The sequence below is a fragment of the Nocardia sp. NPDC050406 genome (assembly GCF_044459025.1).
GTDB lineage: Bacteria > Actinomycetota > Actinomycetes > Mycobacteriales > Mycobacteriaceae > Nocardia.
The window spans coordinates 1,794,742-1,809,272 of sequence record NZ_JBITIM010000001.1 but is presented as its reverse complement, the minus strand read 5'-3'; the positions used below and the strand labels follow the sequence as shown (position 1 = coordinate 1,809,272).

At 67.4% G+C, this 14,531-nt stretch carries 16 protein-coding genes and 1 tRNA gene; 6 read left to right on the top strand and 11 right to left on the bottom strand.

Annotation, left to right across the window (positions count from 1 at the left end; translation table 11 throughout):
- The first annotated feature begins 33 nt into the window (after positions 1-33).
- Entirely contained in the window at positions 34-2,628 is a 2,595-nt protein-coding gene (locus ACIBH2_RS08670) for a DNA translocase FtsK (RefSeq protein WP_397114928.1), read from the top strand.
- Position 2,629: 1 nt separating this feature from the next.
- On the opposite strand, the gene ACIBH2_RS08665 is transcribed toward ACIBH2_RS08670, so the two are convergent.
- The 6 genes from ACIBH2_RS08665 to ACIBH2_RS08640 all read right to left on the bottom strand — a co-directional run bounded on the left by ACIBH2_RS08665 (position 2,630) and on the right by ACIBH2_RS08640 (position 6,606).
- A complete protein-coding gene (locus ACIBH2_RS08665) occupies positions 2,630-3,001 on the bottom strand; it encodes a hypothetical protein (RefSeq protein WP_397116904.1) in 372 nt (123 codons plus the stop codon).
- An 11-nt stretch (positions 3,002-3,012) separates the two neighbouring features.
- Positions 3,013-3,432, bottom strand: a complete 420-nt coding sequence (locus ACIBH2_RS08660) for a roadblock/LC7 domain-containing protein (RefSeq protein ID WP_397114926.1) — start codon at positions 3,430-3,432, stop codon at positions 3,013-3,015.
- Positions 3,433-3,479: 47 nt separating this feature from the next.
- The gene (locus tag ACIBH2_RS08655) at positions 3,480-4,268 is read right to left on the bottom strand and encodes a hypothetical protein (RefSeq protein WP_397114924.1); all 789 of its coding nucleotides are present in this window, start codon (positions 4,266-4,268) and stop codon (positions 3,480-3,482) included.
- Positions 4,258-4,650 (bottom strand): hypothetical protein, encoded by a 393-nt coding sequence (locus ACIBH2_RS08650; protein WP_397114922.1) that lies wholly within the window; start codon positions 4,648-4,650, stop codon positions 4,258-4,260. The genes ACIBH2_RS08655 and ACIBH2_RS08650 overlap by 11 nt, the downstream gene beginning before the upstream one ends.
- A gap of 211 nt (positions 4,651-4,861) precedes the next feature.
- Positions 4,862-5,431, bottom strand: coding sequence for a TetR/AcrR family transcriptional regulator (locus ACIBH2_RS08645; RefSeq protein WP_397114920.1), 570 nt, complete (start codon positions 5,429-5,431; stop codon positions 4,862-4,864).
- A 191-nt stretch (positions 5,432-5,622) separates the two neighbouring features.
- On the bottom strand, positions 5,623-6,606 hold the full coding sequence (locus ACIBH2_RS08640) for an alpha/beta fold hydrolase (RefSeq protein WP_397114918.1): 984 nt from the start codon (positions 6,604-6,606) through the stop codon (positions 5,623-5,625).
- 144 nt (positions 6,607-6,750) lie between these two features.
- On the opposite strand from ACIBH2_RS08640, the gene ACIBH2_RS08635 reads away from it, so the two are divergent.
- A complete protein-coding gene (locus tag ACIBH2_RS08635; protein ID WP_397114916.1) occupies positions 6,751-7,362 on the top strand; it encodes a hypothetical protein in 612 nt (203 codons plus the stop codon).
- 62 nt (positions 7,363-7,424) lie between these two features.
- Here ACIBH2_RS08635 and ACIBH2_RS08630 read toward each other — a convergent pair.
- Positions 7,425-7,497 (bottom strand) — tRNA-Arg (locus tag ACIBH2_RS08630).
- 457 nt (positions 7,498-7,954) lie between these two features.
- Here ACIBH2_RS08630 and ACIBH2_RS08625 point away from each other — a divergent pair.
- Positions 7,955-8,176, top strand: coding sequence for a DUF397 domain-containing protein (locus ACIBH2_RS08625; RefSeq protein WP_397114914.1), 222 nt, complete (start codon positions 7,955-7,957; stop codon positions 8,174-8,176).
- Positions 8,177-8,259: 83 nt separating this feature from the next.
- Here ACIBH2_RS08625 and ACIBH2_RS08620 read toward each other — a convergent pair whose 3' ends face one another.
- Positions 8,260-9,171 carry a helix-turn-helix domain-containing protein gene (locus ACIBH2_RS08620; RefSeq protein ID WP_397114912.1) on the bottom strand — a complete coding sequence of 304 codons (912 nt, stop codon included), beginning with the start codon at positions 9,169-9,171 and terminating at the stop codon, positions 8,260-8,262.
- A gap of 375 nt (positions 9,172-9,546) precedes the next feature.
- Here ACIBH2_RS08620 and ACIBH2_RS08615 point away from each other — a divergent pair, with 375 nt between their 5' ends.
- Both ACIBH2_RS08615 and ACIBH2_RS08610 read left to right on the top strand, forming a co-directional pair.
- The gene (locus ACIBH2_RS08615) at positions 9,547-11,136 is read left to right on the top strand and encodes an ABC-F family ATP-binding cassette domain-containing protein (protein ID WP_397114910.1); all 1,590 of its coding nucleotides are present in this window, start codon (positions 9,547-9,549) and stop codon (positions 11,134-11,136) included.
- Positions 11,137-11,215: 79 nt separating this feature from the next.
- Complete coding sequence (locus tag ACIBH2_RS08610; RefSeq protein ID WP_397114908.1) at positions 11,216-12,049, top strand: endonuclease/exonuclease/phosphatase family protein; 834 nt, start codon at positions 11,216-11,218, stop codon at positions 12,047-12,049.
- Positions 12,050-12,054: 5 nt separating this feature from the next.
- Here the strand turns inward: ACIBH2_RS08610 and sigJ are convergent, their stop codons facing one another.
- A complete protein-coding gene (gene sigJ, locus ACIBH2_RS08605) occupies positions 12,055-12,981 on the bottom strand; it encodes an RNA polymerase sigma factor SigJ (protein WP_397114906.1) in 927 nt (308 codons plus the stop codon).
- A 103-nt stretch (positions 12,982-13,084) separates the two neighbouring features.
- Between sigJ and ACIBH2_RS08600 the strand changes: the two genes are divergently transcribed.
- A complete protein-coding gene (locus ACIBH2_RS08600; RefSeq protein ID WP_397114904.1) occupies positions 13,085-13,624 on the top strand; it encodes a YceI family protein in 540 nt (179 codons plus the stop codon).
- Between the two features lie 14 nt (positions 13,625-13,638).
- Here ACIBH2_RS08600 and ACIBH2_RS08595 read toward each other — a convergent pair whose 3' ends face one another.
- Together ACIBH2_RS08595 and ACIBH2_RS08590 are read right to left on the bottom strand one after the other, a co-directional pair.
- The gene (locus ACIBH2_RS08595) at positions 13,639-13,923 is read right to left on the bottom strand and encodes a YciI family protein (protein ID WP_397114902.1); all 285 of its coding nucleotides are present in this window, start codon (positions 13,921-13,923) and stop codon (positions 13,639-13,641) included.
- Between the two features lie 36 nt (positions 13,924-13,959).
- A complete protein-coding gene (locus ACIBH2_RS08590) occupies positions 13,960-14,502 on the bottom strand; it encodes an amino-acid N-acetyltransferase (protein ID WP_397114900.1) in 543 nt (180 codons plus the stop codon).
- Between the last annotated feature and the right edge of the window lie 29 nt (positions 14,503-14,531).

Genomic DNA, 14,531 nt, shown 5'->3' with positions numbered 1-14,531 from the left:
TCCGGATGAGGCGGTTGCGGCTAGCCTGGGGGTATGGCAGGTAAGTCTCGCGGCACCGCGGCGTCCCGTTCGCGGGCGGGATCGACGCGGGGGCAGGCTCCTGCACGGTCTCGTTCGCGCGCCCCCCGCTCCACCCCGGCGACCCAGCGGCGCTCCGCGTCGGCGGGGCGGGTGCGACGCGCTCCGGCGCGGCGTCCGGCCCGGGCACGGTCGAACACGGCCCCGCTGGCGGTGTTCAAACGCACCGTCGGCAGCGGCTGGAACATGGTGGCGCGCGGGCTCGGAGCCTCCACGCGGGCGATCAGCCGGGCCGGGGATATCGACCACGGGCACCGCCGCGACGGTATCGCCCTGGGATTGGTCGCCTTCGGCATCGTGATCGCGGCGGCCGTCTGGCTATCGGCGGGCGGTCCGGTGGGGCACTGGGTCGATACCGCGATTCGCTGGGTGACCGGATCCGCCTCGGCCACACTCCCATTCGTCGCGATCGGCATCGCGGTCGTGCTCATGCGCACCGAACCGCAACCGGAGATCCGCCCGCGCCTGGTCCTGGGCGGGCTGTTGGTCGGCCTGCCGATTCTGGGCCTGTGGCATCTGGCCTCCGATTCACCCACCGATATGGAGGGCCGCGCCCACGGCGCCGGATTCCTCGGCTACGTGATCGGCGGGCCGCTGCGCGACGGCCTGAGCGCCTTCCTGGCGGTGCCGCTGCTCATGCTGGCCATACTCTTCGGCGTACTGCTGTTGACCGGCACCACCGTGCGCGAGGTGCCGCATCGGCTGCGCGAGATCTTCGGCACCGGCAGCGGCGGCGACGAATACGACAGCGAGCCCGGCGAATTCGGCCTCTACGATCCGGCCAACTACGACGCCGACGGCTTCCCCATCCACAAGGAGCGCAAGAAGCGGCGCGGCCGCACCCCTGAGGAGAACTACCCGCCCGACGAGTTCGGCGGCTCGGATGCCGTCACCGAGATCATCGGCGAACCGCCCTTGCAGGATGCCAAGGACATCGCCACCGAGAAGCCGAAACCCAAGCCGCGCAAGCCGGTCAAGGTCGTCGACCAGACCCCGCCGCCCCCGGCGGTGCCGGAGCAGCTGGAGTTCGTCACCGACCGCGAGGTGGAGGGCGACTACCAACTGCCGCCGCTGACCCTGCTCACCGACGGCGATCCGCCCAAGAAGCGTAGTGCCGCCAATGAATCCATGATCGAGGCGATCACGGAGGTGTTGGTGCAGTTCAAGATCGACGCCGCCGTCACGGGATTCGTGCGCGGCCCGACGGTCACCCGCTACGAGGTCGAGCTGGGACCCGGCGTCAAGGTCGAGAAGATCACCGCGCTGGCGCGCAATATCGCCTACGCCGTCGCCACCGAGAACGTCCGCCTGCTCGCCCCGATTCCGGGCAAGTCGGCCGTCGGTATCGAGGTGCCGAACTCCGATCGCGAATTGGTGCGCCTGGCAGACGTTTTGAAGGCCCCCTCCACGCGCAACGACCATCATCCGCTGGTCATCGGCCTGGGTAAGAACATCGAGGGCGAGTTCGTCTCCGCCAATCTCGCGAAGATGCCGCACCTGCTGGTCGCCGGTTCCACCGGTTCGGGTAAGTCGAGTTTCGTGAACTCCATGCTGGTGTCGCTGCTCGCCCGCGCCACCCCCGAAGAGGTTCGGATGATCCTCATCGACCCCAAGATGGTGGAACTCACGCCCTACGAAGGTATTCCGCACCTCATCACGCCCATCATCACCCAGCCCAAGAAGGCCGCCGCCGCGCTGGCCTGGCTGGTGGAGGAGATGGAGCAGCGCTACCAGGACATGCAGGTCAACAAGGTCCGCCACATCGACGACTTCAACCGCAAGGTCAAGTCCGGGCAGATCACCGCGCCGCTGGGCAGCGAAAGGGTCTACCGCCCTTACCCGTACATCCTCGCCATCGTCGACGAGCTCGCCGATCTCATGATGACCGCGCCGCGCGATGTGGAGGACGCCATCGTCCGCATCACGCAGAAGGCCCGTGCGGCGGGCATTCACCTGGTGCTGGCCACCCAGCGCCCGTCGGTGGACGTGGTGACGGGTCTGATCAAGACCAATGTGCCGTCCCGATTGGCCTTCGCGACCTCCTCGCTGACCGACTCCCGAGTCATTCTCGACCAGCCGGGTGCGGAGAAGCTCATCGGCATGGGCGACGGGCTGTTCCTGCCCATGGGCGCGAACAAGCCGACCCGCCTACAGGGCGCGTTCATCTCCGACGAGGAGATCCACGCCGTCGTCGAATTCGCCAAGACCCAGGCCGAACCCGAGTATCAGGAGGGCGTCACCGCCGCCAAGGCGGGGGAGAAGAAGGATGTCGATCCCGATATCGGCGACGACCTCGACCTGCTGTTGCAGGCCATCGAATTGGTGGTCACCTCACAGTTCGGCTCCACCTCCATGCTGCAGCGCAAACTGCGCGTCGGTTTCGCCAAGGCCGGTCGCCTCATGGATCTCATGGAGACGCGCGGCGTGGTCGGCCCCTCGGAGGGGTCGAAAGCCCGCGACGTCCTGATCAAACCCGATGAGCTGGACGGTTTGCTGTACACCATCCGCGGCGGGGGAGATCCGGAGGGCGCGGGCTCGGACGAGGAGTGATTCACACTTCCAGATCCTCTTCGATGCCCTTGAGGCGGTGCCGGGCCAGCGCGAGATTGGCCCGGCCCTTGTCCAGCGCGAGATAGAGGAACAGGCCCTTGGACTTTCGCCCCGTCATGGGCCGGATGATGTGGTACTGACCCGACAGCGTGATGAGGATGTCCTCGATCTCCTCCTTCAACTGCAGCTGTTCGATGGTGCGCATCTTGGCCCGCACCACCTCGGTATTGCCCGCGGCCGCGACCTGGAGGTCCAGGGCCTTGGAGCTGCCGACCATGCCGAGTGCCATACCGCTGCTGTAGTCGACCACGGCCGCGCCTATCGCGCCGTCGATCACCATCATGTCCTTCAGCGCCAGATCCATATTGGACACGGTTCTTCCTTTCATTCGGTTTTCCTTGCGTGGGTTCTCTTGCCGTCATCGCTGAGCGCGGTGAGGTGTTCGGCGATGGCGCGGGCCACCGGGCGCGATTCCAGGTGCAGGCGGCCGACATTCACCTCGGGGCCCGCCAGTACGGTCAGCGAGGTCCAGCCCGCCGCGTAGATCACCACCGAGCCGTCGGTGCCGCGCACCACCACCTCGTGGAAGCCGCCGCCGTGCGCGGTGGTGGCCAGCCGGTGCGACAGCGACAGGTGCGCGGCCGCCATGGCGGCCATTCCGGTCGGCTCCACCCGCGGCGGCAGATCGTGGGCCACCAGCAGCCCGTCATTGGACGCCACCAGCGCGCCGGTCAAGTGCGGGACGCGCTCACGCAACGCCTTCAACTCCGCCAGCACCGCCGCATTCGGTTCGGGTCCAGGCACTTTGGTCAACCTTCCCATGAGTTCGCCGAGCAGTCTGCGCCGCGCGGTCACGTGAGCTCCTCCAATGCCGCGCGCAGCCGGACGAGTACCTCGCGGTCGACGGGCTCCCAGCGGTCCGGCAGGGGCATCGCGGCGGCGGGACGGGTGCGGCGGCGCAGGCGCGGTCCGGATTCGGTCTCCGCCGAAGTGGGGACCGGTCCGGTCAGCACCACGGGGACGGGCGGTTCGATGAGACCGGCGGCGGTGAGATCGCGCACGGCCACCAGACATCCGAAGGTGGTGCGGCCCAGATCGCGGGCGATACCGGAGATGCTGCGGCCCGTATCGGCGGTCGCGAGCACCTCGGCCTGCCCGGCCGTGAGCACCACGCGCTGTCGGCGCACCCGTCGCGCGGGTATCACGGGCGCGCGGTCCACCAAACTCGCGGGCCAGGCACCCGATTCCGGATTTCCGCGCCGTGCGCACTCCTCGACCAGCGTGTGGGGCGCGATACGGCAGACGGGGGCGAGCCAATGCGCCGGTGCGGCACGGAATTCCGGAATCGCCGAGGAGGCCAGCAGGAAGTACGCGGCATCGAAGATCGACAGCACGGTCAGCGCCTCGAGCCGCGGCCGTCCGCGCAGGTCGCCGAGCTCACCGGCGCTGGCGCGCCGCCACTCGTCGGCGGTCGCCACCCCCGCCTCGACCACCAGGCGCTCCAATCCGGTGGTGCGGCGGCATTCGGCGAAGACGACCGCGCCGTCGACGAATTGGAACGCGCCGTCGCCGACACGCAGCACACCGGTGGAATGATCATTTTCCAAACGCCGCATCTCATCGGCCAGATCAATGCTCACGACCGTCCTCGGTCAATTCCAGGAGAATCTCGCGCAGCCGATAGCGGGACATGGCCAGATTGCCGCTGTCGTCATCGAAGAGCGCGTGTACGAAGAGGCGGCCGTCGAAATCGCCGTTCACCAAATGCAATAGGTGGTAGCCGCCGGTGCCGAGTACGACGATCTCGACGATGTCGTCACCGTCGCGGCCACTGGCGAGCGCCGGGCAGGCGAGCACCGCCCGCACCACATCGGTTGTGCCAGCGGCATCTTCGTGCTGATCGACGAGATCGTGGGTGCCCGCCCCGGCGATGGCCAACCCGCTCGCGCCGTCCACCAGGGTCGCGCACCGGGCTCCGGGAATGTCCATGATCCGTTGCAGACATCCATCGATTCCGAGCACCGCGCCACGCCTTGTCTTTCGCCGATTGCCGAGCGCTGCCGACGCTACACACCGTTTGCGCGCGATGTGCCGGAAATGCTCGAGAATTCATGGCGTGCAACGGTTTATCGCGAAATGGAGATAAAATACCCACTGGTATACGGCACTTCGAATTGCCGAATTCGAATGGATAATATGCCAAAGTGCCCTTGCCGGTACGGCGGGTCGAATGCTAAGCGCGAGGCGAACTTTCGTCGTGCGCTTCGAGCACGATCGCCGCCGCTCGGGCGACCACCTCGTCGCGGGTGCGCCCCTTGGGCTCCGCGGCGAGCAGCTGATTCCCGGTGGCCAGGCAGAACGCCAACAGCGCCCGCGCCTCCACCTCCGCCGGATCGGCGCAGAACCCGCCGATCATCTCCCGCAGCCACTCCATCCGCTGCTCGTCCACCCGCCGCAGCCGCACGGCGACCGCCTCGTCCCGCCGTGCCCACTCCCGCACCGCCAGATCCACCGCCAACCGCCGCTCCCACCCCGGCAACCCACTGGCCAGTAACACCTTGTTCCGCGGATCCCGCTCATGCGCGACATGCGCCACCACCTCCGCGACACTCTCCCGCTCCCAGGTGTCGAGCATCGCCTCCAACAACGCCTTCCGATCCGCGAAATACCCGTAGAACCCACCCTTGGTAACCCCCAGCCCCTTCGCCAACACCTCGATCCGCACCGCCTCCACCCCACTCGAGGTCAACGTCCGCAACCCCTGCTCGATCCACGCCTCCCGTGGCGTCCGAGCTACACCCACCGTCTCCCACCTCTCCCTATACGCCGCCGTATACCAGCGTCGAGCCTACTGCGGGAGTACCGGAAGACCAGTTCGCGCGCTGCGCAAAGATGAATCCCGACGAGTGCCCGGCCGGGGTTCGCAGTGAGATGTGTTCGTGGAGTTCGCCTTTGATGTTCCGGCCATGGAAGGCACCCGTTCTCACGGCTGGGTCATGTGCGATTACGCGGAAAACTCGGACTAGCCGTCCACTCGCCGACCGCATCGGCGTACCGGCCTGGAGCTTCCAGCGGTAGCGCGTGCCCGACTGCCTCGAGTACCGACAGATTCCAGTCGGGTCGCCGCGCCATCCAGTCATCGATCCACGCGCGCACGATCACGCGGTCGTCGTCTCCCCACAGCAGGAGCGTGGGCGCTGAAGTCCGCCGCATCGCGTCCCGCACGCGTTGCGGTCGGACGCACATCGCCGACAAGATCGAGGCCACGGTCGTGACGCTGCGCCCCAGCCGCCGCGGTGGGGCCGCCATGAGTTCTTCCCGCGCCAGACACAGGAACTCGCTGGAGAGCCTCGACATATCGCCTCCCCCGACGTTCCACTGGCTCGATGCCCCAGACTCGATCGGGGCCCGGAACTTCCGCTCGACAAGCCGCCTGCCGAATATCCGCAACACCAGTCCGGCGACAGGCGGAACGGCGACCAGCCCTGCCCGGCCGATCGTTCGCCACCAACGGGCATCGCTGGCACTGAGCGGAGGGGGAAGAGCGGGCGCTACCAGCACGAGCCCGGTCACGCGTTCAGGCGCGATGTCGGCGAGCAACATCGCGATCATCGCACCCGCCGACCAGCCATGCACCACAACCGAATCCAGTCCCAACGCGACCGTGAAGTCTCGCAGGAACAGTGCGTCGGCTTCGACCGTGGTCGCGCGCCGGTCCGGCGAAGCGGTATGCCCGGCAATCGATCCCGGCAAGTCCACCGCGATCACGCGCCCGTGCTCGCGCAGAGCTGGCAGCGCCTCGATGAAATTGCTGGCGCTACCCGCCGGGTTGGGAACCAGCAGATGAACCGGAGCACCCGACGGCGTTCGCTCACCCGCCGTCGTGAGGTAGTGCACCGAAGTGTCGCCTAGATCGACTGTCTCGCTGCGGATTCCAGACCAGCGGGCGGACCGCTCGCCCCAGTCGGTGTACCGCATACAACCACGGTACAAGTCTTCCGTCGTCAGTGTCGGGCACCGGCGATCATGCTCTCGACGTAGTCGGCGAGGCCCTGCCCTCAGGTCTCGGTCGAATGAACAATTCGGTAGCGCTGGTTTCCGCTGCGGCGCGATGATCGAAGGATGAGACCCTCTGTCGGCGCTGCCTTGGCGTGGTGCGCGGAGTGTGGCGGCTACGAGTACAGCGGGGCGCCCGACTGTCGTCGCTGTCGGCTCCTCGTCGACGACATCGTCGAGGAGCAGTGGCACCTATTCCTCACCGACTGGCAGAGCGAAAGCGAACTCGAACTCGCCGAACTCGTTGTCGCCGAACCCGACCGACACGACTGGCGGATTGTCGACGCCGCCCTCGATCGTATCGTCTGCGACGAGTGCGCAAGCCGCCTCGGGCGCGGTCCGATGACCTGTGCTTCCTGCAACCTCGCACACGGATTCCGCTACGCTGCTATCGAAACCGATCGACCGGGTGTCTCACGCGGTAACGAACACGCCATCCGCGTCAACATCTCGGTCGTGCGTCGGCCACAGATGGCATCGGCTCGAGAGCTTTTGGCTCGAAGGCTCCTGCTCCCCGCTCTGCTGGTCGGATTCCTGCCCACCATCGCACAGGCGCAGCGCGTCAGCGCGATGATCAAAAGCGATCCCACGCCGGAACGAGTGTCCGCGGTGCTGGACGATTGGTTCCGCGACAACGGTCTGACAACTCCGCGCGGGAAGAAATCGCGCCTCGGCTAGATCCTCGCGTTCCGATCAGCGAGATGTATACGATCCGATGCCTGTTCAGAGGGCTGATTCTGTGCGCTCGGCAGGATTCGAACCTGCAACCTTTTGATTCGTAATCAAGTGCTCTGTCCGTTGAGCTACGAACGCTTGGTTCGCGCGCGGCGTCGACGGTGACGCCTTGCTCGGCGCTGAGGTGCGCGAACCGTTGTGGGGTGGTGAAAGGCCGGAGAGAACCGGGAGTGTCAGAAGGACATCGATACACCGACGCGGCGGCGACGGGCGCGGGCGGGGGTGTGGGGGAGCTGAATCAGCTTGGTCACTGGGCCGCCTTTCCGGTCGTCGGGTCTAGGTGATGGGATGACGGTAGCAGGGGGGTTGTGCTGCGGTAAAACGGTTTTCGAGCTGCTGGTTCGCCATTGGTACGGCGCCGTAACTTGTCGGTGGGTCGCCGTAGGATCAAGGTCATGAGGAGCACGGTATGGCGGTCTGCGGGTCCAGGTGAATTCGGTTGCGCGGCCGGTGGTTCGGATTGCACTGTGTTCGTCGTAAGCGGTTCGCGAGCAGGGTCATGGGGAGTGACCCTCCGGGGGAAGGAATGAATGCTATGAACTGCAATGCGATTCGCGGGGAGCACCGCGGGCCTTGGTTCGCCAAGAGCAGTTTCAGTTACGGTGGCGGCGACTGCGTCGAGGTCGCGCACCACGAGGGCCGCATCGCCGTGCGCGATTCCAAGGATCGGCGCGGTCCGACGCTGTGGTTCACGAAATCGGAGTGGCGGGCGTTCACGGCGGGCGTGCGGGCTGGCGAATTCGACTTCGGGGACTGACGGGCAGGTGGTGTCGCAGCGAATTCGCTGCGACACCACCACCCCACGTGCGGCCGACCCCTCGTGCGGCCGCTGGAATCAGGTCAATCGATCGCGATGCGGTGGATTTCGTCCCGCAGATCGGCGAGAAAAACGCGGGCATCGTTGTCGAACAAGGCCATTCGGCTCAATGCCGCCCACCGGCGGCGATGGGCGTCGACGAGTTCGGGTCCACGGGTGACCATGCTTCCCGGAATCGGTTCCGCGGAGGCCAGGGCGTGGTCCTCGTTCTCGTAGATGACGAAACCGTGCGGAATCGTGGTGCTCGCCTCGATGTCCTGCGGAATCACCCCGATGCCGACCGTATCGAGGGTCTCGATCGAGATGATCCGGTCCAATTGGGCGAGCAGCACCCTCGGCGGTCCGGGCCGAAAGCGCAGGGCCGCTTCGGTGATCAGGAATTCGAAGCGCTTGGCGGGGTCGTAGAGCACCCGCTGGCGCTCCAGGCGCGCGGCGAGGGCGGCGGCCGCCGCGTCGGGCGTATAGGGCGGGTCGAAGGTGTCGAACACCCGGCGCGCGTAGTCGGCGGTCTGCAGCAGACCCGGCACCAGTGTCGGCTGGAAGTTCCGCACCACATGCGCGGCCTCCTCGAAGGCGCGCACATCGTCCTGCAGATGCACGCGATCGGCCAGCGACGCCGCCCAGTCCCGCACCTCGGGGGAATGCGCCGCCTCGGTCATGCCGCGCAGTGATTTCTGGCAATCGGCATCCGCCCCAACGGCTTTGGCCCACTCCATCACCTGCGGCAGCGGCGGCACCACATGCCCGGCTTCGATCCGGGACAGCGTCGACTGGCTGATGCCCACCCGCTTGGCCAGTTCCCGGCCGGAGATTCCGGCCAGATCCCGCAACCGGCGCAACTCCGCGCCCAGATGCTGGCGCGGGTGCGACTGGGGCGCAACGGAATTCGCGGCGGCAACTGCCGCTACTCTCGCGCCCTCGGCCGGTTGATTCACTGAAACCATGATGATTCAAATCGAATCACCTTGATTCAGCGGCGTCAAGTCGAAGCCCGTTATCGCTGAATCGGAGTGGAATCACGGGGACGGGATCGTGGTACGGGTCCCCGGGTCGCGCGCGGCCGAGTGGTAGCGTTGATCACGTGATGATCGAGGAAGTCGACAGACTGTAGCCGCCCGGTCGAAGGCGGCGCTCCCACCCGTACATTCAGCTCGGCGTCCCGTCGTGGACGGCCCGAGATCGTTCGTGCGCGCGCCAATCCGCCTTCGTCTGCTTCCGCACATATTCGAAATCACCTGCGCCCCATGGTCCTTCGCGACCTCGGCGCATATGCGGCCGCTCGTTCGCGAGCAAGAGAGAGTCGACGAACCATGTCCATGTCATCCGCGATCACCCTGCGCAATCTGACCTTCGAATGGCCCGATGGCAGCGTCGCCCTCGCCGGGGTCGACGGCACCCTCGGCGTCGGTCGCACCGGCTTGGTCGGCCGCAACGGCGTCGGCAAATCGACGCTGCTGCGGCTCATCGCCGGAATCCTGACCCCGACCTCCGGCCAGATCGAAACCAGCGGCGAGGTCGGCTATCTGCCGCAGACGCTCACCCTCGGCCGCGACGACACCATCGCCCGACTGCTCGGCATCGAACACACCCTCGCGGCGCTGCGGGCGATCGAATCCGGTGCGACCGACGAAGCGCACTTCGAGACCATCGGCGACGACTGGGACATCGAAGCCCGCGCCGACGAGGCGCTGCACGACATCGGTTTCGGCGCAGGCGATCTCGACCGCAGGGTGGGCGAGATCTCGGGCGGGGAGGCCATGCTCGTCGCCATCACCGGCCTGCGGATCCGCCGCACCCCGATCACCCTGCTCGACGAACCCACCAACAACCTCGATCGCGAAACCCGTGCCAAGCTGGCCGGATTCGTGGATTCCTGGCCCGGCACCCTGGTGGTGGTGAGTCATGACCTCGAACTGCTCGAGCACATGGACGCCACCGCGGAGCTGCGCGCCGCCACCCTCGAGGTGTTCGGCGGCCCCTACAGCGCGTGGCGTGAGTACGTCGAACAGGAGCAGGCCGCCGCCGAACAGGCCGCGCGCACCGCCGAGCAGGCGCTGAAGGTCGAGAAGCGCCAGCGCATCGAGGCGGAGACCAAACTCGCCCGCCGCGAGCGCACCGCCCGCAATACCCAGCGCAACGGCGGCATTCCGAGAATCCTGGCGGGCAACCGCGCCAGCAACGCGCAGAACTCGGCCGGGTCCATGCGCACCACCCTCGACGCGAAAGTCGTCGCGGCACAGGACGCGCTGGCCGCCGCGGCCGCTCGCGTGCGCCGCGAAGAGCACATCCACCTGCAACTGCCCGACCCCGACGTGCCGCGCAGCAGACGCATCGCGGAACTGCGTGACGGCGACCGCGCCATCATCATCCAGGGCCCGGAACGCGTCGCGCTCACCGGTCGCAACGGCACCGGGAAGACGACCCTGGTCGAGCAGCTGCTCAGCGGGCGGCACCCGGAACGTGGTGTCCTGTCGACCGATCGGGTCGGATACCTCCCGCAGCGCCTCGACGACCTCGACGAGCGGGCCAGCGCACTCGACAATGTCGTGGCGGTCGCCGCCGCCACCCCGGTCGCCACCATCCGCAACCAGCTCGCCCGCCTACTGCTGCGCGGCAGCAGCGTGGAACGCCCGGTCTCGACGCTGTCGGGTGGTGAGCGCTTCCGAGTCTCGTTGGCGCGCTTGCTGTTGGCCGATCCTCCGGCGCAGCTGCTGGTCCTCGACGAGCCCACCAACAACCTCGATATCGCCAGCGTCGACCAACTCGTCGACGCCCTGGCCGACTATCGCGGCGCACTGCTGATCATCAGCCACGACTACCCGTTCCTGCGCCGCATCGGCATCGACACCGTCCTCGAACTCGACGCCGACGGCCATATCCGACAGGCGGACTCACTGTAGGCACCGACCGGGCACGCCTCACATTTCGAGGCGCTGCCCCGTCGGAGTGGTGTACCTACAGCGAACAAGGAGCACACGTATGCGTCTACGCGCCGTCACCATCAATGTGCAGAACACCGAGGGCGACCCCCGGCGGCTAGGCTTGCTCAACAGCGAATTGCGCCGCCTCGCACCGGATCTCGTCGCCCTCCAAGAGGTCGTCGACACCGACCATCTCGCCGCGCTGCTGGAGGGCACCGGCCTGCACGGCACCCACCAGTCCGAGGCGATGTCCTACACCCCGCCCTTCGTCGACCGCTACGGCGGCAATGCGGTGGCCAGCCGCTGGCCGCACCGGGTGGTGGAGGTCCTCGATCAACGGGTCCGGGGAGCCGGGGATGTGCCGTGGTGCACCGTGGCGGCACACGTGTCGCTGCCCGACGAAGGTGACGTGCTGTTCGTATCCCATACGGCGGCTTGGCGTTTGGACGACGAAGCCGTCCGCGAGCAGCAGGCGCTGGCGCTCACCGATCTCGACGCCCGCCACCGCACCGACCTGCCCTCGATCATCGCCGGGGATTTCAACGCGGCCCCGGAGGCGGCCAGTATTCGCTATCTCACCGGCCGCCAATCGCTTTCGGGGCGCAGCGTGCACTATCACGATGCGTGGGAGGTGGCCGGTGAGGGGCCCGGCCATACCTGGAGCGTCGACAACGCGATCACCGCGGCGTTGCTCGACCAGATCGTGCGCCAACCGGGGCATCGGCGTCGCATCGACTACGTCTTCACCGGATCGTGGCACGCACATCCCAAGGCGCGCTGCGAGATTCGCGCCGCGCATCTTGCGTTCGACGAGGCCGTCGACGGCGTCTGGCCGAGCGATCACCACAGCGTGGTCGTCGATGTCGAGATCGGCGCGGATCGAGCCGCCTAGCGTCCTCAGCTCGCGGTCCAGGCCCGCAGCTTCTCCGGATTGCGGACCGCCCAGATGCGGGTGATCCGGTCCCGGTCGACGTCGAAGGCCAGCACCGCCTCGGTGTTGCCGTCCAACTCCAGCACCAGGCCGGGCTGGCCGTTGACCGTGCGTTCCAGCACCTGCAGACCGGACACCTGGCCCGCGAGCGCGAGGAAGTAGCGCGCGATGGGCTCGCCACCGTGCATCGGATGCAGCATGGCCGCGACAATGCCCCCGCCGTCGGCGATGGCCGTGGCGTCGGGGTCGAGCAGCCCGATGAGCGCCTCGATATCCTGTGTGTCCCACGCCTTCTTGAAGCCCCGGACCAGATCGGCGCGCTGAGCGACCGGCGTCGCGGGGGCCTGCGCGTCACGAATGCGCCGCCGCGCCGACGACGCGAGCTGACGACAGGCCGCCGGTGTCCGCCCGACGATATAGGCCACTTCGGCGAAGGGATAGCCGAACACATCGTGCAGGATGAAGGCGACCCGCTCGGCCGGGGTCATCGCCTCGAGGACGACGAGGAAGGCCATATTGACCGACTCGTCGAGGGTGACCTGATCGGCCGGATCGGCCGCCCCACCCGCCGCGCGAGCGCCACGGTCGGTCGCCGCGGGCAGCGGCTCCGGAATCCATTCGCCCACATAGCGTTCGCGCCGGGCGCGCGCCGACCCGAGCATATCGAGGCAGATCCGACTGGCGACCCGGGTCAGCCACGCACCGGGGGAGGCGATGGCCTCCTGCTCCGCCCGCGACATGGAGTACCAGCGCGCGTAGGTCTCCTGCACCACGTCCTCGGCGTCGGCGAGCGTCCCCAGCAGCCGATACGCGAGATTGATCAGCTGCCGTCGCTCGCTCATGATCGCGGCCAAACTCGGGTCGAGGCCGCCGTCCTCGTCGTGGGTGGTCATGGTGCGCCCGCCTTCCGTCATCGGTCCTACCGATCCGACGACACAGCACCCCGAGATGTGAGTTCGCGCCTCACATTCCTCCGGGCCACTTCGTCGTATCGGCATGACAACCACGATCACACTCGACGAACTGACCGGTGACTTCGCCCTCGACACCACGTACACACGCATCGGTTTCGTCGCCAAGCACACGATGGGCAGCCGCGTCCGCGGCGAATTCGGCGATTTCACCGGCACCGCCCACCTCGACGCCGACCCCGCGAAATTCCGCGCGGAACTGACCTTGCGGACACACAGCATCGACACCGGCAACGAACAGCGCGACGGCCTGTTGCGCGACAAATTCCTGCACGCCGACACCTACCCGACGCTCACGTTCCTCGCGACCGCGGCGGCCCGAACCGGCGCGACCACCCTGGCGGTCACCGGCGACCTGATCATCCGCAGCGTGCGCAAACCGGTCACCGTGGAGTTCGAGCTCTCCGAGGTCGGCACCGGCCCGGGCGGCAGTCGGCGAATCCAGCTGCGCGGCGCCACCACGATCGACCGCAACGACTGGGGCGTGAACTGGAACGCCGCCACCGGCCTCATGGTCTCGAAGAAGGTCACCCTGGACTTCGAGGTCATCGCGCTCGGCCGCTGACGGCCGCCGTCCGGCTACTCCGTGAACGCGCCCATCACCGGCAGCCATTCGACGGCCCGCACATCCTCGATGAGGCCGAGCTTGGCGAACGGGTCCTGGGGGAGCAGGTTCGCCAGGGTCTCGGCGTCCTCGGAACGGAAGATCAGCAGCGCGCCGGTGCCATCCGGGTACGGGCCGCTGGTGAGGACGACACCCTCGTCGACCAGGTTGTTCAGCCAGGCGCGGTGTTCCGGGCGATGCTCGGCGCGGGCCGCGGCGGTGGCGTCGGTGTAGGTGTAGTGGACGGCGAAGATCGGCACGGGTGTGGCTTTCTGAGAGTGGGACGAGCGAAAAGGTCAGAGGTTCAGCAGCATTCGAGTATTGCCGAGCGTGTTCGGCTTCACGTAGCTGAGGTCGAGGAATTCGGCGACACCGGTGTCGTAGGAGCGGCACATCTCGGCGTAGACCTCGGCGGTCACCGGGGTGCCGTCGATCTCGACGAAGCCGTGCCGGGCGAAGAAGTCCACCTCGAAGGTCAGCACGAACAATCGCCGCAGCTCCAGTTCGCGCGCCACCGTGATGAGCTGGTCGACGATGAGCCGTCCGACGCCCAGCCCCTTCACATCGGGGTGGACGGCCACCGTGCGCACCTCACCGAGATCGGCCCACAGCACGTGCAGCGCGCCGCAGCCGATCAGCCGCCCGTCGAGTTCGGCCACCCAGAATTCCTGGACCGCCTCGTACAGCGTCACCAGGTTCTTCTCCAGCAGGATCTTGCCCGCGTAGATGTCGACGAGGCTCTTGATCCGGGCCACATCCGAGGTTCGGGCGCGGCGCACGACGGGGGTGCCCGTCGCCTCGCCGTCCGCCGAACCGCTGTGAGGTGCCCGTGTTGTCATGGGGTGCACAGTAGTCGGCCTTGCTACCG